The following is a 19,853-nucleotide window of genomic DNA, read 5'->3' as shown; positions in this document are numbered from 1 at the left end:
ACCGCGTGAACGCCCTCCGTACGGCGACCGTCCACCCGGAGTAGTAACGCTCAGCAACACGGTGCCCGCGGTGCGGAACCTGAGTACCCTCATTGACATGAGGGACCACCCCCACGGCGAAGACACCCCGAACCCGGAGATCTGGACCGGTCGTGCGACCAACCGCGTCCAGTGGCTGCCCGCGCTCGCCGGCGCGGCCTGCCTGGCGCTCGGTATCGAGCTCGCCGTCGACTCCGTTTGGACATCGGGCACGGCCCCGCTCGCCATGTCCGTGGTCGGGTGCATCGCGGCCGGACTGCTCATCCTCTTCGGCACGCTCGCGTTCGTGCACGTGGCCGTGAAGGTCGACAAGGACTGCGTGGAAGTGCGCTGCGGCCACATCGGTCTGCCGCGCCGCCGCATCCCTCTCTCACAGGTCGTCGGCGCCGACTTCGCGCCCCAGGTCACCCCGCGCCAGTGGGGCGGCTGGGGCTACCGCTGGCGGCCCGAGCTGGGGACCGCCGTCATCGTCCGGCGTGGCGAGGGTGTGGTGCTGCGGCTCGGCGACGGCCATACGTTCACGATCACGGTGGACAACGCGGAGGCGGCGGTACGGATCATCCGTGACCGGCTGCGGCCGGCCACCCCCGGCACTGTGCTCTGACCCGGACCGGGCTGCCGTGGCGTAACACGCTCACGGCTCCAGACGGTCGCCCCGCGGACGGTCCGCGCCCTCCATCAGGTGCTGCCCCTCGTCGACCAGCGGCCGTGCCGTGGCGAGCCCCGCGAGCAGGCCCGCGCCGGCCGTCACCGTGGTGAAGCTCAGAGCGTTGCCGATCGACGCGATGGCGGCCAGTGCCGTCAGGGCCGCGCCCGCCGTCAGGGCGATCGGCGTGGGGCGCGGGGTGCGCCACAGCGCGTACAGGACCCAGCAGAACACCGCCGCGAGCAGTGCCACACCGATCACGCCCTGCTCGGCCGCCTGCTGCAGAGGCGCCGAGTGGGGTTTGCCGTCGGGCAGCAGCGACTGCGTGACCGTCGGGCTGAGTTCTCCATAGCGCCCGGGCCCCACACCCAGCGCCGGATCCTGGCGGGCCAGGCGGAGCGCGTCGTGCCAGAGCAGGACCCGGTGCTGGGTGAGCTGCCCCTCCAGGGAGGCGGTCAGGCCGTCGGGCAGCGCGTTCTCGGCGATCGCCCAGGTCGCTCCCGTCACGAGCGCCGCGGTGAGCGCGAGGCCCGCGAGCCCCAGGGCGCGGCGGCGCATACGGGCGGCGGCGAGCGAACACAGCAGGACCCCGGTACAGGTGACGAACCCGGTGGTCGACCCCAGCAGCGCCGCGGTCACCGCGATCCCGGCGGCCAGCAGCCTCAAGGCCAGCCGCAGCGCCGGCGGGCGTGCCGCCCAGGCCGCGCAGCACGCGGCTCCGGCGGAGAGCGTCAGCAGCGCGGCCGTGGCGCCCGTGTGTCCGAGCGGCAAGCTGATCTGCGGGCCGGGAGTGACGATCGCGAGGCCGAGTCCGGCGAGCGCCCCGGCGCAGGGGGCGGCGACCGGCAGGAGTGCCCCGAGGATCCGCCCCGAGGCGTAACCGGCGGCCACCGCGAGCACCGCCAGCAGTACGCCCTCGGGCCTGCCGTCGTGCGCGGCCGCTGTGATCAGCGACCAGACGGCGCATGCCGCGAGCACGATCACGCCCGTGGCGTCCGAAGCATTGCGTCTTTCTCCCGCGGCCGCTGAATCGGCCGCGGATGTGATCCCCGTGGACCCCACCCCGTCGCCCCCCGACTATGCTGAGCCCCGGCCGCCGTGGCCGCATCCGGCCGCAGGTCAGAGGCTCGGGCACACCGTAACGGGTGATGCGCCGGTTTGTGGACAAGTTGCGCAGGAACGTTGTTGCAGACGCGTGCGGAGCGTCCTGCCGGACAGCCGCTTTCCCACCGGGGCCGACGAGACCGTGCTGTCGGCGCCCAGGTCACGCGCCGTACACTCCCCGAGTGACCGCCACCGCAACCACCGTAGACGAGCCGGAACAGCTCGAACCCCAGGCCGCACCCGCCTCGCGCGGTGCCGGACTGGTGCGGCGTCTCGTTCCGGCCGCCGCCGCGACGCTCTCCGGAGTGCTGCTGTACGTCAGTTTTCCTCCACGGACCCTGTGGTGGCTCGCCCTGCCGGCCTTCGCGGTCTTCGCCTGGACCCTGCGCGGCCGCACCTGGAAGGCGGGTCTCGGGCTCGGCTATCTGTTCGGCCTCGGGTTCCTGCTGCCGCTGCTCGTGTGGACCGGTGTCGAGGTCGGCCCCGGTCCGTGGCTGGCCCTTGCGGCGGTGGAGGCGGTGTACATCGCGCTCGTCGGCGCGGGCATCACGGTCGTCTCCCGGCTGCCCGCGTGGCCGGTGTGGGCGGCCGCGGTGTGGATCGCGGGCGAGGCGGCACGCGCGCGTGCGCCGTTCGGCGGCTTCCCCTGGGGAAAGATCGCCTTCGGGCAGGCCGACGGAGTGTTCCTGCCGCTCGCCGCGGCGGGCGGCACCCCGGTGCTCGGCTTCGCGGTCGCGCTCAGCGGCTTCGGTCTCTACGAGATCGTGCGCCTGGCCGTCGAAGGCCGCCGCACCCGTGCCGTCCAGCGAGGCGCCGCCGCGGTGGCGCTGCTCAGCGTCGCCGTCCCCGTGGCCGGGGCGCTCGCCGCACGGACGCTGGTGAGCGACAAGGCCGAGAACGGGACGGCGACCGTCGCGGTCATCCAGGGCAACGTGCCGCGTGCGGGGCTCGAGTTCAACGCCCAGCGGCGCGCGGTCCTCGACTACCACGCGCGAGAGACCGAGCGGCTGGCCGCCAAGGTCAAGGCGGGCAAGGTCGCACAGCCCGACTTCGTGCTGTGGCCGGAGAACTCCTCCGACATCGACCCGTTCGCCAACTCCGACGCGCGCGCCGTGATCGACCGGGCGGCCAAGGCGATCGGCGCCCCCATCTCGGTGGGCGGCGTCGTGGAGCGGGACGGCAAGCTCTACAACGAGCAGATCCTGTGGGATCCGGAGAAGGGCGCCGTCGACACGTACGACAAGCGGCAGGTTCAGCCCTTCGGCGAATACCTCCCGATGCGGTCGCTGCTCGGGGCGATCAACAAGAACTGGACCACCATGGTCCGTCAGGACTTCAGCCGGGGCACCAAGCCGGGCGTGTTCACGATGGACGGCACCAAGGTCGGCCTGGTCACCTGCTACGAGGCCGCCTTCGACTGGGCGGTGCGCTCCGAGGTCACCGACGGCGCCCAGCTGATCTCGGTGCCCAGCAACAACGCGACCTTCGACCGCAGCGAGATGACCTACCAGCAGCTCGCCATGTCCCGCGTCCGCGCCGTGGAACACAGCCGCACCGTCACGGTGCCGGTGACGAGCGGCGTCAGCGCCGTGATCATGCCGGACGGGAAGATCACCCAGAAGACCGGGATGTTCGTGGCCGACTCGCTGGTCCAGAAGGTGCCGCTGCGCTCCTCCGAGACCCCGGCCACGAAGCTCGGGATCCTCCCCGAGATGCTCCTGGTGCTCGTCGCGGCGGGCGGGCTCGGCTGGGGCGTGGCGACGGCGGTCCGCGGACGGCGGAGCACCGGCGTCTGAGGACCGGGTCCCGGAGCACAACTGGCTCATGGCACCGGCCCATTAGGGTCGGTGCATGGCTACTCCTGATTTCATCCGCACGATCCGTGCCACCGCCGGGCAGCAGCTGCTCTGGCTGCCCGGCGTCACCGCCCTCGTCTTCGACGACGAGGGCAGGGTGCTCCTCGGGCGCAGGGCCGACACCGGCAAGTGGGCGGTCATCGCCGGAATGCCGGACCCAGGAGAGCAGCCCGCGGCCTGCGCCGTCCGCGAGGTGTACGAGGAGACGGCCGTACGGTGTGTTCCCGAGCGCGTCGTCCTCGTGCAGGCCCTGAAGCAGATCACGTACGAGAACGGCGACATCTGTCAGTTCATGGACATCACGATCCGTTGCCGGGCCGTCGGCGGCGAAGCCCGTGTCAACGACGACGAGTCGCTGGAAGTCGGCTGGTTCGACGTGGACGCCCTGCCGGAGCTCAACGAGCACGCACTCTTCCGGATCAAGCAGGCACTGACCGACGCACCCACATGGTTCGACCCTATGACCTGAGGCTGAAGTGTGTGTGGTGACCATATCGGCCGGGGCGAGGGCGCTGCCTAGGGTCGAGACATGACCGCGCCCAGCGCCCTCTCGGGCCCCCACGCCTCCGCACTCGACCTCGGCGGCCGAACCGCCCTCGTCACCGGCGCCGCGGGCGGCATCGGCCGCGCGTGCGCGCTACGGCTCGCCGCCGCCGGAGCCAAGGTGAGAGCGGTCGACCGGGACGCCGCAGGCCTGGACGCGCTGGCCGAACCGGCCCATGGCCTCGCGGGCACCGTCGAGCCGCATGTCCTCGACCTCACCGACCTCGACGCGGCGGAACAGGCCGCCGCGGGCACCGATGTCCTCGTGAACAACGCCGGGCTGCAACTGGTGCGCCCCATCGAGGAGTTCCCGCCCGACGTCTTCCACACCGTGCTGACCGTGATGCTGGAGGCACCGTTCCGGCTCATCCGCGGAGCGCTGCCCCATATGTACGGGCAGGGCTGGGGCCGTATCGTCAATGTGTCGTCGGTCCATGGGCTGCGCGCCTCGGCGTTCAAGTCGGCGTATGTGGCCGCAAAACATGGTCTTGAGGGGCTCTCGAAAACCGCCGCCCTGGAAGGCGCACCCCATGGAGTCACCTCGAACTGTGTGAACCCCGCCTATGTGCGCACCCCACTGGTCGAGAAGCAGCTCGCCGACCAGGCGCAGGCGCACGGGATTCCGGTGGAGCGTGTACTGGCCGAGGTGCTGCTGCAGGACAGCGCGGTCAAGCGGCTCATCGAGCCGGCGGAGGTCGCGGAGGCGGTGGCCTATCTGTGCGGTCCGCAGGCGGCCTTCATCACCGGTACGTCGCTGGCGCTGGACGGCGGCTGGACCGCGCACTGAGCCGGAGCCGGTCAGGAGCACGACATGAGTTGTCCACAGGGGCTCTGGTGCCGGGCCGCCGATGCGTAATCCTGTGAGCATGTCCCGCGATCACGTGCAGTCCGCCGAGCGCACCGTCGACAGCGCCGAGGCGCCGTTTCTGGAACTCCTGGCCAGAGGCGCGTCCGCCGACGCGTACGAGCAGCCGGTGCTGCTCGCCCGCGCCGAGGGCCGTCCGCCCGAGCGCATCGCCGCGCTCGAACAGGCCAAGCTGCTGGCCCTGCGGGTGCGCTCGGAGATAGAGGGCCGGCGCCGCCGTGAGGCCGAGCTCTCCGCGCTGTTCGAGACCGCGCACGACCTGGCGGGCCTGCGCGACCTCGATGCCGTACTGCGGGCGATCGTGCAGCGGGCCCGGTCACTGCTGGGCACGGACGTCGCGTATCTGAGCCTGAACGACGCGGCCAGGGGCGACACCTATATGAGGGTCACCGAGGGTTCGGTGGCCGCACGTTTCCAGCAGCTGCGGCTCGGCATGGGGGAGGGGCTGGGCGGACTCGTCGCGCAGACCGCCCGACCGTATGTCACCGACGACTACTTCAAGGACGAGCGTTTCCAGCACACCGGGGCCATCGACGCGGGCGTACGGGACGAAGGGCTCGTCGCGATTCTCGGCGTGCCGTTGATGATCGGGCCGCAGGTCATCGGGGTGCTGTTCGCGGCGGACCGGCGCGCGCGGGTCTTCGAGCGGGAGCAGATCGCCCTCCTCGGCTCGTTCGCGGCCCTGGCAGCGGCGGCCATCGACACGGCGAACTGGCTCACGGAGACCCGTTCCGCCCTCGACCGTCTGGGCCGCGCCAACGAGATCATCCGGGACCGCAGCTCAGTGATCGAGCGCGCGTCGGACGTCCACGACCGGCTCGCCGAACTCGTGCTGCGCGGCGGCGGGGTCCACGACGTGGCCGCCGCCGTGTCCGAAGTCCTCGACGGCACCGTCGAGTTCGCCGAGCCGGGCGACGCACCGACCGCCGCTCTGGAGGCATCCCGCGCCGAGGGCCACGCCGTGCGGCACGGGGACGACTGGGTCGCCGCCGTGGCGGCCGGCGGCGAACTGCTCGGCACACTGATGCTGCGCGGGCATCCGGGCCTCGACCCCGTCGACCAGCGCACCCTGGAGCGCGCCGCGATGGTCACGTCACTGCTCCTGCTCGCCAGACGCTCCGCCTCCGAGGCCGAACAGCGCGTCCGCGGCGAGCTGTTGGACGACCTGCTGGACGCCCGCGACCGCGATCCGCGTCTGCTGCGCGAGCGGGCCGCCCGCCTGCACGCCGATCTCGACGGCCCCCATGTGGTGCTGGCCGCCCGGCTCGACGCCACAGCCGCCGATGCCGACCAGGAGGCCGCCGCCCGCAGACGTCTGTGGTCCGCCGCCTCCCATCTCGCCGCCACCCGGCACGGGCTGGCCGCGGCCCGCGAGGGCGGCACCGTCCTGCTGCTCCCCCTGGGCCCCGGCGACACCGCGACGACCCTGGCCCGCCGTACGGCCAGGGACCTCGGCACCGCCGTGCGTGAGGGGGTAACCGTCGGCGCCTCCGCGCCCGTCGAGCAGCTCGCCGCCCGCCCGGACGCCGTGGTCGCGGCGTACGCGGAGGGGCAGCGCTGCCTGGAAGCCCTGCGTCTGCTCGGCCGGGCCGGAGACGGCGCCGCCGCCGAGGACTTCGGGTTTCTGGGGCTCCTGCTCGCCGGCGACCGGGACATCTCCGGCTTCGTCGACCGCACCATCGGCCGGGTGGTGACGTACGACGAGCGACGGGGCACCGATCTGCTGCGCACCCTCGAAGCGTACTTCGCGTGCGGCATGAGTCCGGCGCGCACGAAGGACGACCTGCATGTGCATGTGAACACGGTCGCCCAGCGGCTGGAGCGGGTGGGGCGGCTGCTCGGGGACGACTGGCAGAGCCCGGCCCGCGTGCTGGAGATCCAACTCGCCCTGCGACTGCACCGGTTGTCGTCGGCAGCTCCGCACTGACCGTTCCTAAAGACTGAGCGGGAGTGAGTCCTGTTGCCAGGACCCATGCTCAGTCGAACGCCCCGAACGGTGTTGGGTGTTCTGGTTGCCCGCGTTCGCTCCGCGTCCGGCGTGCACGGATCGTGTCCGTGGTCCGGGGATGCGGGGGCGGGTTCCCTCACGCCCGGGGATGCCCGGTCGGGCCTGGACGGTCCGATGCCCCTGCTCATCGCTCCGGTGAGCAGGGGGCGGTGCCGTCCGTCGCCGGATCGGGTGTCCCTGGGCGCGCCTTCCGATCGCCACGGCGGCTGCGTCGTGGCGGGTGGTCCTGCGGGTGATGCTGGTGAGGGGTTTCTGCCAGTGCTGGGCGCCCCAGCGACTGGTGTAGGCCGGGTCCACGGCGATGACCGTGATACCGGTCTGGTCGGCCATCGAGGTGAGACGGGCGCGGAGCTTGCCCGTGGGCATGCCGGAGATCAGCTGCCGAAACCGCTTCCGACGGCCGTGTTTCTCGCGGGTCTTGTCCGCGCCGAAGTCCAGGTCCTCGACGGCGATGGCTCCCACGCCACAGGTCTTCGCCCAGTGCAGGAGGCGGGTGAGGGCGTGGCGGATCTGTGCGTCGCGGTGATCGCGGGTTCCGGACAGGTCGTAGAAGAAGCGGCGCGGGCTGCCGGTCGGGTTGCCGTGGACATCCAGACGCCAGGCGGCAAGGTGATCGGCGTTCATGTCGACGCCGATCACGCCTCGGGCGAGCGCGGCCTCGAGCGGGATGGTGGGGGTGGGCGGGATCTGCCAGGAGGCGGTCACATACCAGCGGTTGCGGTCCGCATCCAGGTGGATGCGGTAGGCGACGGCCCGGTCGGCCGCGACGCGGTCAGCCCACTCGGTGCCCCGGTGCGCGAACGTGACCCGGCAGGCCAGGACGTATCGTCCGCGCGGGGCGTTGGCCAGCTGCGTGAGGGGTGCGGGGAGTTTGACGCTGACCTCGCCGTCGGGGCTGATGCGGATCGTCTCGTTGCCGTAGCGTTTGCCGGACTCTCCGTCCGCCTGGCAGAACCAGCGCTCGGCCTCCCAGTGCCCGCGCCATGCGGACTCGGTGAGCCCGGCGGATTCCAGGTGGTGGCGGGCACGGGCCAGCCGCTTGCCGCCACGCACGACGTGCACGAGCCCCGCCTCGTGGTCGGCCCGCGCGGCGGCCAGCCGGTCCTCAAGCACCCGCAGCCGCCGCGACTTCGCATGCCACTCCCGCCGCGACCGGTAACCGCCCGGAGCCTGCTTGGTTCCCTTCTGCCCGATCGGCAGGGACAGCCGGTGCGTGAGGGTGCGGACGCCCGCTTCCAGGGACTGGATGTGCGTCAACTGGCTACGCCGGGCCAGTGCCCACTGATCGTGCGACGCCTTCGTGATCGCCCCGGCCCACCGCGACGACGACAGCGGCGTCAGCTCCCGCTTGCGCACCGCCCACGCGCCACTGGAGTGCTCCAGACCTTCCCGGCACCGCGCCTTGAGATCCTTCGAAGCCAGCGCCCCCAGATGCGCGCCTACCAGACGCAGCAGCTTCTCGTCCACGGGCGTCAGATGCTTGAGACGGGTACGGATGGCCGCACCACCCGGACCGGACGCGACGAACGACTCCGCCACAACCCTCAGCCCACCCACCCCGTCACCCCCGCCCCGACGCCACCCGAAGATCCCGTCACCGCATCCAACGAGCACCACCCGAGAAGGTCACGCATTCGACACAAGAACGTCAGTTCCCCAGAAAAAGACGCCACGGCCACACCACGCAAGACGCAACACGACAGAGACCACCGGCACTCACTCCTGCTCACCAGACCACTCTTGAACGCACTCCAGTGGCAGGAGCTCCAACCCCCGTACACGTCAGCCGCGTACGGGGGCGGTGCGGACGTGGGGGCGGGGGTTCAAGCGGTGCGGGCGTCCGCCGTCGGGGTCGCCGCGGGCCGATCTTCGGTCGGGGCGTCGACCTCGGCCAGGTCGCGGTGCCGTGTCTCCTTGGCGGCTCCCACCGCGATGAGCGTGACGACGGCCGCCGCGATCACATACAGGGAGATCGGTGTGGAGCTGCCGTAGTCGGACAGCAGGGCGGTCGCGATGAGCGGTGCGGGCGCGCCCGCCGCGACCGAGGCGAACTGGGCGCCGATCGAGGCACCCGAATAACGCATCCGGGTCGCGAACATCTCGGAGAAGAAGGCGGCCTGGGGCGCGTACATGGCGCCGTGCAGCACCAGGCCGACGGTGACGGCGAGGACCAGGTTCCCGAAGCCCCCGGTGTCGATGAGGGAGAAGAAGGGGAACATCCACAGGCCGACTCCGGCGGCGCCCAGCAGATAGACGGGCCGGCGGCCGATCCGGTCCGAGAGCGCGCCCCACGCCGGAATGACGGCGAAGTGCACGGCGGACGCGATGAGTACCGCGTTGAGCGCCGTCTGCTTGGAGACCCCGGCCGACGTGGTGGCGTACACGAGGATGAAGGCGGTGATCACGTAGTAGCTGATGTTCTCCGCCATCCGGGCGCCCATCGCGACCAGCACGTCGCGCCAGTGGTCGCGCAGTACGGAGACCAGCGGCAGCTTCTCGGGCTCTTCGGCCCGCGCCCCCTTACGGGCCTCGGCCTGCGCCAACGCCTGCTTGAAGACCGGCGATTCATCGACAGACAGACGTATCCACAAACCGACGGCCACCAGGACGCCGGAGAGCAGGAACGGGATGCGCCAGCCCCAGGAGCCGAAGGCGTCGTCCGACAGCGTTGCGGTCAGCAGTGAGAGCACACCGGTGGCCAGGAGCTGCCCCGCGGGCGCCCCGGTCTGCGGCCACGAGGCCCAGAACCCGCGCCGCTTGGCGTCCCCGTGCTCGGACACCAGCAGGACGGCGCCGCCCCACTCGCCGCCCAGGGCGAAACCCTGCACCAGACGCAGCGTGGTGAGCAGCACGGGGGCGGCGGCGCCGACGGTCGCGTGCGTGGGCAGCAGACCGATGGCGAACGTCGCCCCGCCCATCAGCAGCAGGCTCAGCACCAGCAGCTTCTTGCGGCCGAGCCGGTCGCCGTAGTGCCCGAACACGAGCGCGCCGAGCGGCCGGGCAGCGAACCCGACCGCGTAGGTCAGGAACGACAGCAGCGTGCCGACGAGCGGGTCGGAGTCCGGGAAGAACAGCTTGTTGAAGACGAGGGCGGCGGCCGAGCCGTAGAGGAAGAAGTCGTACCACTCGATGGTGGTGCCGATGAGGCTGGCGGCGACGATGCGCCGGAGACTGGCGGGCGTTGGTGGAGCGGTTGCTGCGGAGGCCATGTGCGCCACTTCCTCGTGTGCGGTGGGGACGGGTACGTGTGGCACACGGTAGGAAGGCCAAGGTCAGGCGCACATGTGGTGGGACTACATACTTCTGACGTGAAGTGTGCGGCCGACGCCTATGACTGCCCTGCGCAACGTGATCCATGGGACGCCCGGTCAGCCGAGACTGAGAAGGCCGGCTTTGACGACGGCGCCGGCCGAAGGGGCTCACGAGTTCGGCGAGACGCTCACAGTCGGCGTCACCCAGGGCGGCGTAAGCGCGAAGGGCCAGGCGGTCGATGCGGTTCTCGATGTGCCGGCGCAGGAGTACGCCTTCCGGGCTGAGGGAGCCGCCGTCGAGGAGACTCAGCAGGCACGCGACATGGCCGTCTCCAGGGAACTCCCGGAGCAGCGTCTGGGCGTGTCACAGCTGCGGCACCGGTTCCTCCGGCCAGGGCAGTGCGGCAGCGCGGCGAACAGCGGGCGGCCCTGCGCGTGTTCGCAGGCAGTCATGGCCGACCGGTCGAACGCCGCCCAGTCCAGTTCCTCGCTGATCGCGACCACGTCGTCGACGAGAAGGCCGATGCGATAGTCCTCGGGCCGCTGGGGGCGGGCGCCCGGAGAGTACCCGCCCTGGTCGGGTGCAGCCACCCGGCAGCCGAGTGCGGCCAAAGCCTCGATCTGCCGTTGCCACACCAGCCCCGCTCCCCTGATCGTCCAAGGGCTTGGTTGAACATGACGCCGGATTCAACTATAACCGATCGGGAGGCCGACTTCTCAGTTGGCGTGCGGCACCGCCCACGGGCATCGATCCCGGCTCACGGAGCTCGGATACCCGACCTCGAAGCTCCCGGACGAACCGGGCCAACAGGAAGCAGTGAGGCGATATGAGGGAAGCAGTCATCGTTTCGACGGCACGGACGCCGATCGGAAAGGCCTACCGCGGCGCGTTCAACGACATCCAGGCGCAGGAACTTGCCGCCCATGCCCTTTCGCACGCGGTACAGCGCGCCGGGGTCGAGGCAGGTGAGGTCGAGGATGTGATCTTCGGCTGCGCCGTGCAGCAGGGGTCCTCCGGTGGCAATGTCGCGCGTCAGGCCATTCTTCGTGCCGGACTTCCAGACACCGTGTCGGGGATGACAATCGACCGGCAGTGTTCGTCGGGCCTGATGGCCATTGCGACGGCCGCCAAGCAGATTGTCACGGACGGCATGCAGGTCGCCGTCGGTGGCGGTGTCGAGTCGATCTCCTTGGTGCAGAACGGCCACATGAACACCCACCGCATGGCGGACCCCTGGCTGGTCGAGCACAAGCCGAGTATCTACATGCCGATGCTGCACACGGCGGAGATCGTCGCCGAACGTTATGGCGTGAGCCGGGAACGCCAGGACGAATTCGCGCTGGTTTCACAGCAGCGCACCGCGGCGGCGCAGGAGGCCGGCCGGTTCGACCGGGAGATCGTCGCGCTTCCCAGCGTCAAGAAGGTTCTCGACAAGCAGTCCGGGGAGGTGCGGGACGAGGAGGTCATTTTGACCCGGGACGAGGGCAACCGCGCGTCGACGACGCTCGAAGGCCTGGCGGGGTTGGCGCCGGTGCTGCCCGACGGTCAGGTGAGCGCGCATTCCAGCGTCACGGCGGGCAACTCCTCCCAGTTGTCGGACGGGGCTTCGGTGTCGGTGTTGATGGAGTCGAAGGAGGCCGAGCGCCGCGGACTGCAACCGCTGGGCGTCTACCGGGGCATGACCGTTGTCGGTTGCGGGCCGGACGAGATGGGCATCGGCCCGGTGTTCGCCATCCCGAAACTGCTGAAGCAGCACAACCTCGCCATTGACGACATCGGCCTGTGGGAACTCAACGAGGCGTTCGCTTCCCAGGCGCTGTACTGCCGGGATGAACTGCACATCGACCCCGAGCGGTTCAACGTCGATGGCGGCGCGATCTCGGTCGGTCATCCGTACGGAATGACCGGTGCCCGGCTGGTGGGCCATGCCCTCATCGAGGGTAAGCGCCGGGGTGTTCGATATGTGGTGATATCGATGTGCGTCGGCGGCGGAATGGGCGCAGCCGGACTGTTCGAGGTCGCCTGAGCTCGGCGTCCCTGCTGGATACGGGCAGTAAGCCGACCGTGAGAGAGAGGCATGGATACCATGTCGAACGTGGTGGAAAATACCCAAACCGCGGTCCTGGTGGACTTCGGCGGTGTTATCACCTCAAGTGTGCTGCAGGCTTTCACCGATTTCGGCGCCTCGCTGGGCGGCGACCCGCGCCTGCCGCTGGACCTCCTCGGCCGGGACCAGTGCGCACGCACTCTCCTGGCCGACCACGAGTGCGGCCGTATCGACACCGAAGCCTTCGAGCGAGGATTCGCCGAACGCCTCCGGGTGCATGGCGCGGACGTATCGGCCGAGGGGCTCACGGCCCGGATACAAGCGGGAATGTCGATCGACCAGGACATGCTCGCACTGCTCCGTGAGCTTCGAGCCGCCGGTCATCCCGTTGCGCTCGTGTCCAATTCGTTCGGCACCGGAACCTACGACGGCGTCGATCTCGCCGCTGTCGCCGATGTGGTCGTCATCTCCGCGGTGGTCGGGATCCGCAAGCCCTCCCGGCGGATTTACGCGATCGCATGCGAACGCCTCGGCGTCGGCCCCGAGGGGGCAGTCATGATCGACGATCTGCAGCAGAACCTCGACGGAGCGGCACGGATCGGTATCGGGGGCGTACTGCACACCAGCGCCGCCGACACCCGCCGCCAACTCGCCGAACGCTTCGGGATCACCCCTGACCGATCGGCCGCAGCGTTGGGACCCTGTCGAGGTGGGGTCGAATCAACTGATCGGCGAGGTGAGATCCGCGCCATGACCCGCTCACGGCGCCCTGCAGCTTTGTGACTATGGCGTCGGATTCAAGTACAGTTTCCGGGATGGACACCACCGTGCCGGAGGAGATCGACAGCGAGCAGGCACCGCCTATGGCGCCCCACTCGCACCTTCGCGAGCCGCCGGCGACGAAGCGCGGAGCGCGGACACGGGCCGCTTTGGTGAAGGCCGCACGGAAGGTGTTCGAACGAGACGGCTACCTCGACACCCGCCTGACCGACATCACCAGAGAGGCTCAGTGCGCGGCGGGATCCTTTTACACCTACTTCGCCAACAAGGAAGAGGTACTTGCCGCCGTCCTCCTGGAGGCGCAGGAGGACATGATGCACCCCGGCATGGGCCGGGTGCAGGGTGCCGACGATCCCTATGCGGTACTCGAGGCGAGTAATCGCGCGTATCTCGAGGCATACAAACGGAATGCGAAGCTGATGGCCCTGCTCGAGCAGGTTGCCCAAGTGGAGCCGGAGTTCCGTGAGTTCCGAAGCCGGCGCGCTGACGCGTTCATCCGTCGCAATGCCCGCGGCATCGCCGACCTGCAGGCGCGGGGTGTCGCAGACAGTGAGGTCGATCCGATGATGGCCTCCCGTGCACTGTCGGGCATGGTCAGCGTCATGGCCTACAACGCCTTCGTGCTGGGCGAACGGCGAGAGAAGGGTGCGCCGGTGGGCTTCGAGGACCTCGTGTCCACGGTCACCCGGCTCTGGGCGAACGCCCTGCGGTTCCCCGGCCACCGCTGATCCGGCAGCCTGGCCGGGGACGAAGCCTGCCGGCGGCGACCGCTCGACAACCCTGGCGCTGCATCTTTCCTGCGCGTCCGGGCTGCGGATATCGTGACCACGCCAGGCGCATGCCCGTTTCCTGGAGCTGACTCGTGGGATGTCGTTTACCCAACACTTTCCGCGATGGCTCGAGCGCGTCGGGCTGTGGCCGGGTCCTGTCGCCTCGCCCTGCGCCGGCGTTTCAGCCGGGCGGTGCCGACAGGTGGATCAGGATGCCGCACACCTCGTCCACTATCTCCCGGGCCTCCGTCTCGTCCCCGCAGTCGCCCAGCTCGCGCGCCGCGCCTCCGATGACAGTGGTCAGTACGCTGACCCGGACCCGGCCGGCGCGTCGCCGCTCGTCCACCTCCAGGAGCCGGGCGTTGCGCCGTACCCATGCGCGGTCCCACTGGCGGCGCAGCGCGTCGAAGCCGGCCGGGGCGTCGTCCTCCACGAGGAGTCTGCCGAGCCGCCGGTTGTCCCAGGCGCCCTCCAGGTATGCCCTGGCTCCCGCCACGAAGAGGGCGATGGGGTCCGCCACACCACGGCTGCGCTCGGCGGTCAGCGTGGCCGCGGTGCGGCGCTGCTGCTCCTCCCGGAACTCCTCCCAAAGGGCGAGGTAAAGCCCTCGCTTTCCGCCGTAGTGCTGGAAGAGGCTGCCCACTGGGATGCCGGAGCGCGCCGCGATCTCGGTGAGACCGGCGTCGGTGTATCCGCGCTCGGTGAACACCTCCAGCGCGGCGTCCAGCAGCGTGGGCCGAACCGTTCGGTTCTGGTCGACGTTTCCCTCCGCCGGGCCCATGCCTTCCTGCCCGCCCGGCAGCTGACGTGCCGCCTCGGTCCCGGAAGACTCCACGATGCCGCTCACTGATAATCCCCACCTTCCCCGGCCCCGTCGCGGATGGCGAGGGCGACCAGTAGTTCCAGGAGGTCGGCGATCCGGCGCGGATTGCGGCCGGTGCGTTCCTCGATCCGGCGCAACCTGTAGTGCGCCGTGTTGTGGTGCACACGCAAGCGGTCGGCGGCCAGCCGCAGGTTGAGGTCCGCCTCCGCGAAGGCCCGTATCGTGGTGGCCAGCGTGTCGCCACGTCTGCGGTCCTCGTCCAGCAGCGCACGCACCCGGGGATCGACCAGCTGGCGGGCGACGTCGTCGGCGCGCAGCGCCAGATAGTCGAACGGGGACAGCCGCGGCAGCGCCGCCACCCCGCCCTCGCTCGGCACCAGGTCGAGGGCGGCTCGCGCCTCCTGGTAGGCGCGCGGCAGTTCCGACGCGCCCTGTGCGACCGTACTGATCCCCATGGAGAGGATGGTTCCGGCCCGCGCGAGCCGCTGCTGCACGGCCTCGAAGTGGGCGCATATGTCCTCTGCGTTCATGCCGCCCCGGACCACGGGCACGGCCACCACCTCGCCGTGGCGCACGACGACCAGGGTTCTGCCGGCCCAGGGCCCGGCGACGCTGATCGACGCGCTGGCGGCATACCCGTTCGCGGCCGAGGTGGGGTCCCCGGCGCGGGTGTCGTCGACGCACACCGCCACGACCGCCATCATCGGCGAGCGCGGTCCGATGCCGTACGCCTGCGCCGCGGCGAACAGCGGACCGCGCGTCGGCGCCACGCCGGCCAGGAGCTGGTCCAGGAGATCCCGGCGCTCCCGGTCCGCGTCCGCCACCACGTGCTGCTGGTACTCGACGTATGCCTGCGCGGCATGGGTGCTGGCGTAGTCGACGTACCGCATCAGCGGGGTGACGAGGGACAGCGCGGCCTGCTGGGCCTCGGCGGACGCGCCCGCGCAGTCCAGCAGCGCGTCCCACAGCACCTGCCGGCCGACCCGGAAGGCACTGATCCAGTCCTCCAGCGCGAACCCCGCGCGTGCTCTGCGCAGTGCTGCCGCGCGGCTGAAGACCAGGTCCTCGGGGGCGATGTCCTGGTCGCCGGCCAGCGCAGCCAACTGCATCCGGTAGTGCTCGAGCACCTGGTCCCGTACGTCGTCGAAGAACCGTCGGTCCTGCAACGCGTACGACGGGATCTCCGCGCGCATCACAGCGACGGCGGTCTCCGCCACCTCCTCGACCCGGTCGTGGACGGCGTGCAGGATCCGCCGCCGCTCCTGGCGGAGCGGTTCGGAGAGTCGGGGAGTGCCCAGTGCAGGGCCGCGAGGCATGGGGCCGATCGTCGCCGTCCGACTCGTGCTCCGTCAACAGGCTCTGAGTGAGACATCTCCCGGCACTTGTGCGCGGCGCACAGTTCGGTGACCGGGAAGTTGGGTGCTCACGCCCAATGTGCGCCTGGAACACCCCCACCTACTGTGACGCTCGCCCACCCCCCAGCACGTCGGAAAGGGCGTCATTCATGCTCGCGGTCGAAGGCATCACCGTGCGCTTCGGCGGGATCACGGCACTGGACGGTGTCGCTTTCACCGTCGAGCCGGGCACCGCCGTAGGGCTCATCGGGCCGAACGGAGCCGGCAAGACCACTTTGTTCAACTGCCTCACCCGGCGCTGCACTCCTGACGAGGGAGACGTGCGGTTCGAGGACGAGGACCTGCTGGCCCTTCCTCCGCACGCCGTGGCCGGGCGCGGCATCGCCCGCACCTTCCAGAACCTGGGCCTGTTCCCGCGGCTCACGGTCCGGGAGAACGTCATGGTCGGCGCCCACAGCCGGGGGCGCACCGGACATCTCGCCGCGGCGCTCCGGCTGCCCCGCGTCCGGCGGGAGGAGAGGGAACTACGTGACCAGGCGGACGACTTGCTACGGCGGCTCGGGCTGGCGGATGCCGCCGACCACCCCGCCTCCGGGTTGCCGTTCGGCACACTCAAACGCGTCGAACTCGCCCGGGCGCTCGCGGTACGGCCCCGGCTGCTGTTGCTCGACGAACCCGTCAACGGGCTCAGCCACGGCGAGGTCGGCCAATTCGCGGATCTGGTCCGGTCGGTGCGCCAGGAGTTCGATCTCACGCTCGTGGTGGTCGAACACCACATGGGGTTCGTGATGGGCCTGTGCGACAAGGTGGTCTGCCTCGACTTCGGCCGAAAGATCGCCGAGGGCTCGCCAGAGGAGATCCAGCGCGACCCGGCGGTCGTCGAGGCGTACCTGGGGGTGGCCGCATGAGCGAGCCCACCACCGACCGTACCGAGGCCGCGGCGAGTACGGAGCCGGACTTCCTGAAGGTCTCCGACCTGCACGCCGGATACGGCCAGGCCCGCGTGCTGCAGGGCCTCGACTTCTCCGCCGCACGCGGTGAGGTGTGCGCGATCCTCGGACCCAACGGCGCGGGCAAGACCACGACGCTGCGGGCGTTGTGCGGCATGGTCCGCGGCCGCGGCTCGGTCACGTTGAACGGCACGGAACTGCTGGGCCGCTCGCCCGAGCAGGCCGCCAGGCTCGGCGTGGCGCATGTGCCCGAGGGCCGGGGCACCTTCAACGACCTGACCGTCGAGGAGAACCTGCGCATCGGCGCCCATCTGCGCACCGGCCCCCGCCGGCGGGGCCGCGCCGAGCGAGCGGCCGTGGTGGCCGACCTGGAACGGATCTACGGCTACTTCCCCAAGCTGCGCCAGCGGCGGCGACAGGCCGCCGGCAGCCTCAGCGGCGGCGAGCAGCAGATGCTCGCCATCGGCAGGGCACTGATGCTGCGGCCCTCGCTGCTGCTCCTGGACGAGCCGTCCCTGGGCCTTGCGCCGCTGGTGACCCGCGAACTGTTCGAGATCGTCCGTGCCGTCAACGAGGAGCAACGCACCACTGTGGTCGTAGTCGAGCAGAACGCCCAGCTCGCGCTGGACATCGCGCACCGGGCCCACGTACTGGAGGTCGGCCGCCTGGTGCTGTCCGGACCGGCCGCACAGATCCGCGAGGACGCGCAGGTCGCCGAGGTGTACCTCGGTGTCTCCGTCGGCTCCCGGAAGGCCGGGTGAGCGCCGTGACCGATCTTCTCCAGCAGCTGGTGGAAGGACTGGGCTCCGGCGCGGTATACGCCAGCCTGGCGCTGGCCCTCGTGCTGATTCACCGGTTCACGGGGATCGTCAACTTCGCGCAGGGCGAGTTGGCCATGCTGTCGACGTACGTCGCCTGGCAGCTGGTGGCGTCCGGGATGCCGTTCTGGCTGGCTCTGCCGGTCACCCTCGTGGTGTCCTTCGCCGGCGGCATGGTGGTCGAGCGGATCGTCATCCGCCCCGTGCAGGGCGCGCCCGAGCTGACGGTGGTCATCGTCACGGTCGGCCTGTTCATCTTCGTCAACGCGCTGGCCGGCCTGGTCTGGTCGTTCACCGTGAAGGACTTTCCGCAACCCTTCCCCGACGGCGGGCTCGACCTGGCCGGGGTGCGCGTGGACTGGTCGACGCTCGGGATCATCGGGGTGGTGGCCCTCGTGATGGGCCTGCTGTACCTGCTGTTCCAGCACACCGCTGTCGGTCTGGTCATGCGGGCGGTCGCCTGCAACCCGGCCTCCGCCCGGCTGTCCGGCATCCGGGTGGGCCGAGTGCTGATGTTCGGCTGGGGGCTGGCCGCGACGGTCGGCGCGGTGTCGGGTGTGCTCGTCGCCCCGGTGCTGTTCCTGGAGCCCAACATGATGGGCGGGGTGCTGATCTACGCGTTCGCCGCGGCGACCCTCGGGGGCTTCGACAGCCCGGTCGGTGCGGTTGTCGGCGGCCTGTTCGTGGGCGTCGCCGAGACGCTGACCGGGGCGTACGTGGACGTGATCGGTGCCGATCTGAAGGTGGGAGTCCCCCTGGTGATCATTCTGGCGGTGTTGCTGGTGCGGCCCCAAGGCCTGTTCGGACGGGCGGCGGTGGAGCGCGCATGAGCACCATCACAACGGCACTCGGCACCGACCGGGTCCGGTGGCTGCGGGCCACGCTCACCGTGCTCGTCGCGGCGGCGGTCGCCGTCGGCGCACCGTTCTACTTCGCCCCCTTCCAGGTCTTCCAGCTGACCATGGTGCTCCTGTATGCCGTGGCGCTGGCCGGCCTGAACCTGCTGGTCGGCTTCGGCGGCCAGATCTCGCTCGGGCACGGCGCGTTCTTCGCGGCGGGGGCCTACACGGCGGCGGTCATGCTCGACCGGTACGACACCGGCCACCTGGCCACTCTGCCGGCCGCGGCCGCCGGATCCTTCCTGCTGGGCCTGGGGTTCGGAGTGCCCGCGTTGCGGCTGCGCGGGCTGTACCTGGCCCTGGTCACCCTCTCGTTCGCGGTGTTCCTGCCGCCCCTGCTCAAGCGGCTCGAACCGGTGACGGGCGGCTCCATGGGCCTGACCGTGGACAAACTGCAGCCGCCCGCGTGGAGCGGGCTGGCCGAGGACCAGTGGACGTACTTCGTCGTCCTCGCCGTCACCGCGTCGGCCCTGCTGCTCGCCCGCAACCTGCTGCGGTCCCGGGTCGGCCGGGCACTGCTGGCCGTACGGGACAACGAGAGCGCCGCCGAGGTCATGGGCGTGCGGCTGTCGCTGCACAAGACCCTCGCCTTCGCGTGGAGCGCGATGTTCGCGGGTGTCGCCGGATGTCTGTACACCTGGGTGATCGGCTTCGTCTCGCCCGACTCCTTCAGCTTCGTGCTGTCCATCACCCTGCTGGCCGGCCTGGTGGTCGGGGGGCTCGCCTCGCTGTACGGGCCCCTGCTGGGCGCGGCGTTCGTGATGTACGTGCCGAGCGTGTCCCAGGACCTCAGCGAGGCGGCACCGGGCGTGGTGTTCGGCCTGCTGATCATCACAGTGATGTTCGTGGCCCCGACGGGACTGGCCGGTCTGCCGGGCCGTGTCCTGGGCGCAGTCACCAGTCGCCTGCCCCGCACCACCGCCCCCCTCGACCGGACGCCCGCGGCCGAATCCGCCCCCGAGGCCGCATCCGCGCGCGATACGGAACCCAAGTCCCCGGCCGAATCCGGCCCCTCCGCGACCCTCACTCCTGCGGACCCCGCAGTTGTCGACGCCGAACCCGTGGGCGCACCGCCCCGCACGGAAAAGGAATGAATCA

General features: G+C 70.6%; 16 protein-coding genes and 2 pseudogenes. 12 read left to right on the top strand and 6 right to left on the bottom strand.

Features of this window, described 5'->3' with window-relative positions:
- Nucleotides 1–97: 97 nt before the first annotated feature.
- Nucleotides 98–643 (top strand): hypothetical protein, encoded by a 546-nt coding sequence (locus OG975_RS05565; protein ID WP_406327854.1) that lies wholly within the window; start codon nt 98–100, stop codon nt 641–643.
- Between the two features lie 30 nt (nt 644–673).
- Here OG975_RS05565 and OG975_RS05560 read toward each other — a convergent pair whose 3' ends face one another.
- On the bottom strand, nt 674–1,732 hold the full coding sequence (locus tag OG975_RS05560; protein WP_406336158.1) for an O-antigen ligase family protein: 1,059 nt from the start codon (nt 1,730–1,732) through the stop codon (nt 674–676).
- Between the two features lie 239 nt (nt 1,733–1,971).
- Here OG975_RS05560 and lnt point away from each other — a divergent pair, with 239 nt between their 5' ends.
- From lnt to OG975_RS05540, 4 genes are all read left to right on the top strand, one after another.
- Nucleotides 1,972–3,585, top strand: coding sequence for an apolipoprotein N-acyltransferase (gene lnt / locus OG975_RS05555; RefSeq protein WP_406327852.1), 1,614 nt, complete (start codon nt 1,972–1,974; stop codon nt 3,583–3,585).
- Nucleotides 3,586–3,640: 55 nt separating this feature from the next.
- Complete coding sequence (locus tag OG975_RS05550; RefSeq protein ID WP_381248818.1) at nt 3,641–4,114, top strand: NUDIX domain-containing protein; 474 nt, start codon at nt 3,641–3,643, stop codon at nt 4,112–4,114.
- Between the two features lie 60 nt (nt 4,115–4,174).
- Nucleotides 4,175–4,975, top strand: a complete 801-nt coding sequence (locus OG975_RS05545) for a 3-hydroxybutyrate dehydrogenase (protein WP_406327851.1) — start codon at nt 4,175–4,177, stop codon at nt 4,973–4,975.
- A 79-nt stretch (nt 4,976–5,054) separates the two neighbouring features.
- A complete protein-coding gene (locus OG975_RS05540; RefSeq protein ID WP_406327850.1) occupies nt 5,055–6,980 on the top strand; it encodes a helix-turn-helix domain-containing protein in 1,926 nt (641 codons plus the stop codon).
- 6 nt (nt 6,981–6,986) lie between these two features.
- Here the strand turns inward: OG975_RS05540 and OG975_RS05535 are convergent.
- The 3 genes and pseudogenes from OG975_RS05535 to OG975_RS05525 all read right to left on the bottom strand — a co-directional run.
- Nucleotides 6,987–8,618 (bottom strand): annotated as a pseudogene (locus OG975_RS05535) (IS200/IS605 family accessory protein TnpB-related protein).
- Between the two features lie 266 nt (nt 8,619–8,884).
- Nucleotides 8,885–10,270 carry an MFS transporter gene (locus OG975_RS05530; RefSeq protein WP_406327849.1) on the bottom strand — a complete coding sequence of 462 codons (1,386 nt, stop codon included), beginning with the start codon at nt 10,268–10,270 and terminating at the stop codon, nt 8,885–8,887.
- A gap of 247 nt (nt 10,271–10,517) precedes the next feature.
- Nucleotides 10,518–10,565: pseudogene (locus tag OG975_RS05525) on the bottom strand (hypothetical protein); the annotation flags it as partial.
- Between the two features lie 574 nt (nt 10,566–11,139).
- Here OG975_RS05525 and OG975_RS05520 point away from each other — a divergent pair.
- Genes OG975_RS05520 through OG975_RS05510 form a run of 3 tightly spaced genes read left to right on the top strand, consistent with a single transcriptional unit; the run spans nt 11,140 to nt 13,868 of the window.
- A complete protein-coding gene (locus OG975_RS05520) occupies nt 11,140–12,339 on the top strand; it encodes an acetyl-CoA C-acyltransferase (RefSeq protein ID WP_406327847.1) in 1,200 nt (399 codons plus the stop codon).
- Between the two features lie 51 nt (nt 12,340–12,390).
- Complete coding sequence (locus OG975_RS05515) at nt 12,391–13,143, top strand: HAD family hydrolase (protein WP_406327845.1); 753 nt, start codon at nt 12,391–12,393, stop codon at nt 13,141–13,143.
- A gap of 32 nt (nt 13,144–13,175) precedes the next feature.
- A complete protein-coding gene (locus OG975_RS05510; protein ID WP_406327843.1) occupies nt 13,176–13,868 on the top strand; it encodes a TetR/AcrR family transcriptional regulator in 693 nt (230 codons plus the stop codon).
- A 223-nt stretch (nt 13,869–14,091) separates the two neighbouring features.
- Here OG975_RS05510 and OG975_RS05505 read toward each other — a convergent pair whose 3' ends face one another.
- Together OG975_RS05505 and OG975_RS05500 are read right to left on the bottom strand one after the other, a co-directional pair.
- Nucleotides 14,092–14,757, bottom strand: coding sequence for a TetR/AcrR family transcriptional regulator (locus tag OG975_RS05505; RefSeq protein WP_406327842.1), 666 nt, complete (start codon nt 14,755–14,757; stop codon nt 14,092–14,094).
- Complete coding sequence (locus OG975_RS05500) at nt 14,754–16,049, bottom strand: PucR family transcriptional regulator (RefSeq protein ID WP_406327841.1); 1,296 nt, start codon at nt 16,047–16,049, stop codon at nt 14,754–14,756. The genes OG975_RS05505 and OG975_RS05500 overlap by 4 nt, the downstream gene beginning before the upstream one ends.
- 188 nt (nt 16,050–16,237) lie before the next feature.
- Between OG975_RS05500 and OG975_RS05495 the strand changes: the two genes are divergently transcribed.
- The 4 genes from OG975_RS05495 to OG975_RS05480 are packed head-to-tail and all read left to right on the top strand — an operon-like array spanning nt 16,238 to nt 19,849.
- The gene (locus tag OG975_RS05495; RefSeq protein ID WP_406327839.1) at nt 16,238–16,996 is read left to right on the top strand and encodes an ABC transporter ATP-binding protein; all 759 of its coding nucleotides are present in this window, start codon (nt 16,238–16,240) and stop codon (nt 16,994–16,996) included.
- The gene (locus OG975_RS05490; RefSeq protein WP_406327838.1) at nt 16,993–17,799 is read left to right on the top strand and encodes an ABC transporter ATP-binding protein; all 807 of its coding nucleotides are present in this window, start codon (nt 16,993–16,995) and stop codon (nt 17,797–17,799) included. Before OG975_RS05495 ends, OG975_RS05490 begins: the two co-directional genes overlap by 4 nt.
- A gap of 5 nt (nt 17,800–17,804) precedes the next feature.
- Nucleotides 17,805–18,686, top strand: a complete 882-nt coding sequence (locus OG975_RS05485) for a branched-chain amino acid ABC transporter permease (protein WP_406327836.1) — start codon at nt 17,805–17,807, stop codon at nt 18,684–18,686.
- Nucleotides 18,683–19,849, top strand: coding sequence for a branched-chain amino acid ABC transporter permease (locus tag OG975_RS05480; protein ID WP_406327834.1), 1,167 nt, complete (start codon nt 18,683–18,685; stop codon nt 19,847–19,849). The genes OG975_RS05485 and OG975_RS05480 overlap by 4 nt, the downstream gene beginning before the upstream one ends.
- The last annotated feature ends 4 nt before the right edge of the window (nt 19,850–19,853 follow it).

This window comes from Streptomyces sp. NBC_00203, assembly GCF_045206325.1.
Classification (GTDB): Bacteria; Actinomycetota; Actinomycetes; order Streptomycetales; family Streptomycetaceae; genus Streptomyces; species Streptomyces lutosisoli.
This window is presented reverse-complemented; position numbering and strand designations above follow the sequence as displayed.

Bases quoted from the DNA above. Each gene is read 5' to 3' on its own strand.
- OG975_RS05565 (WP_406327854.1), top strand. From the start codon at position 98: ATGAGGGACCACCCCCACGGCGAAGACACCCCGAACCCGGAGATCTGG.
- OG975_RS05550 (WP_381248818.1), top strand. From the start codon at position 3,641: ATGGCTACTCCTGATTTCATCCGCACGATCCGTGCCACCGCCGGGCAG.
- OG975_RS05545 (WP_406327851.1), top strand. From the start codon at position 4,175: ATGACCGCGCCCAGCGCCCTCTCGGGCCCCCACGCCTCCGCACTCGAC.
- OG975_RS05540 (WP_406327850.1), top strand. From the start codon at position 5,055: ATGTCCCGCGATCACGTGCAGTCCGCCGAGCGCACCGTCGACAGCGCC.
- OG975_RS05530 (WP_406327849.1), bottom strand. From the start codon at position 10,270: ATGGCCTCCGCAGCAACCGCTCCACCAACGCCCGCCAGTCTCCGGCGC.
- OG975_RS05520 (WP_406327847.1), top strand. From the start codon at position 11,140: ATGAGGGAAGCAGTCATCGTTTCGACGGCACGGACGCCGATCGGAAAG.
- OG975_RS05515 (WP_406327845.1), top strand. From the start codon at position 12,391: ATGGATACCATGTCGAACGTGGTGGAAAATACCCAAACCGCGGTCCTG.
- OG975_RS05510 (WP_406327843.1), top strand. From the start codon at position 13,176: ATGGACACCACCGTGCCGGAGGAGATCGACAGCGAGCAGGCACCGCCT.
- OG975_RS05500 (WP_406327841.1), bottom strand. From the start codon at position 16,049: ATGCCTCGCGGCCCTGCACTGGGCACTCCCCGACTCTCCGAACCGCTC.
- OG975_RS05495 (WP_406327839.1), top strand. From the start codon at position 16,238: ATGCTCGCGGTCGAAGGCATCACCGTGCGCTTCGGCGGGATCACGGCA.
- OG975_RS05490 (WP_406327838.1), top strand. From the start codon at position 16,993: ATGAGCGAGCCCACCACCGACCGTACCGAGGCCGCGGCGAGTACGGAG.
- OG975_RS05480 (WP_406327834.1), top strand. From the start codon at position 18,683: ATGAGCACCATCACAACGGCACTCGGCACCGACCGGGTCCGGTGGCTG.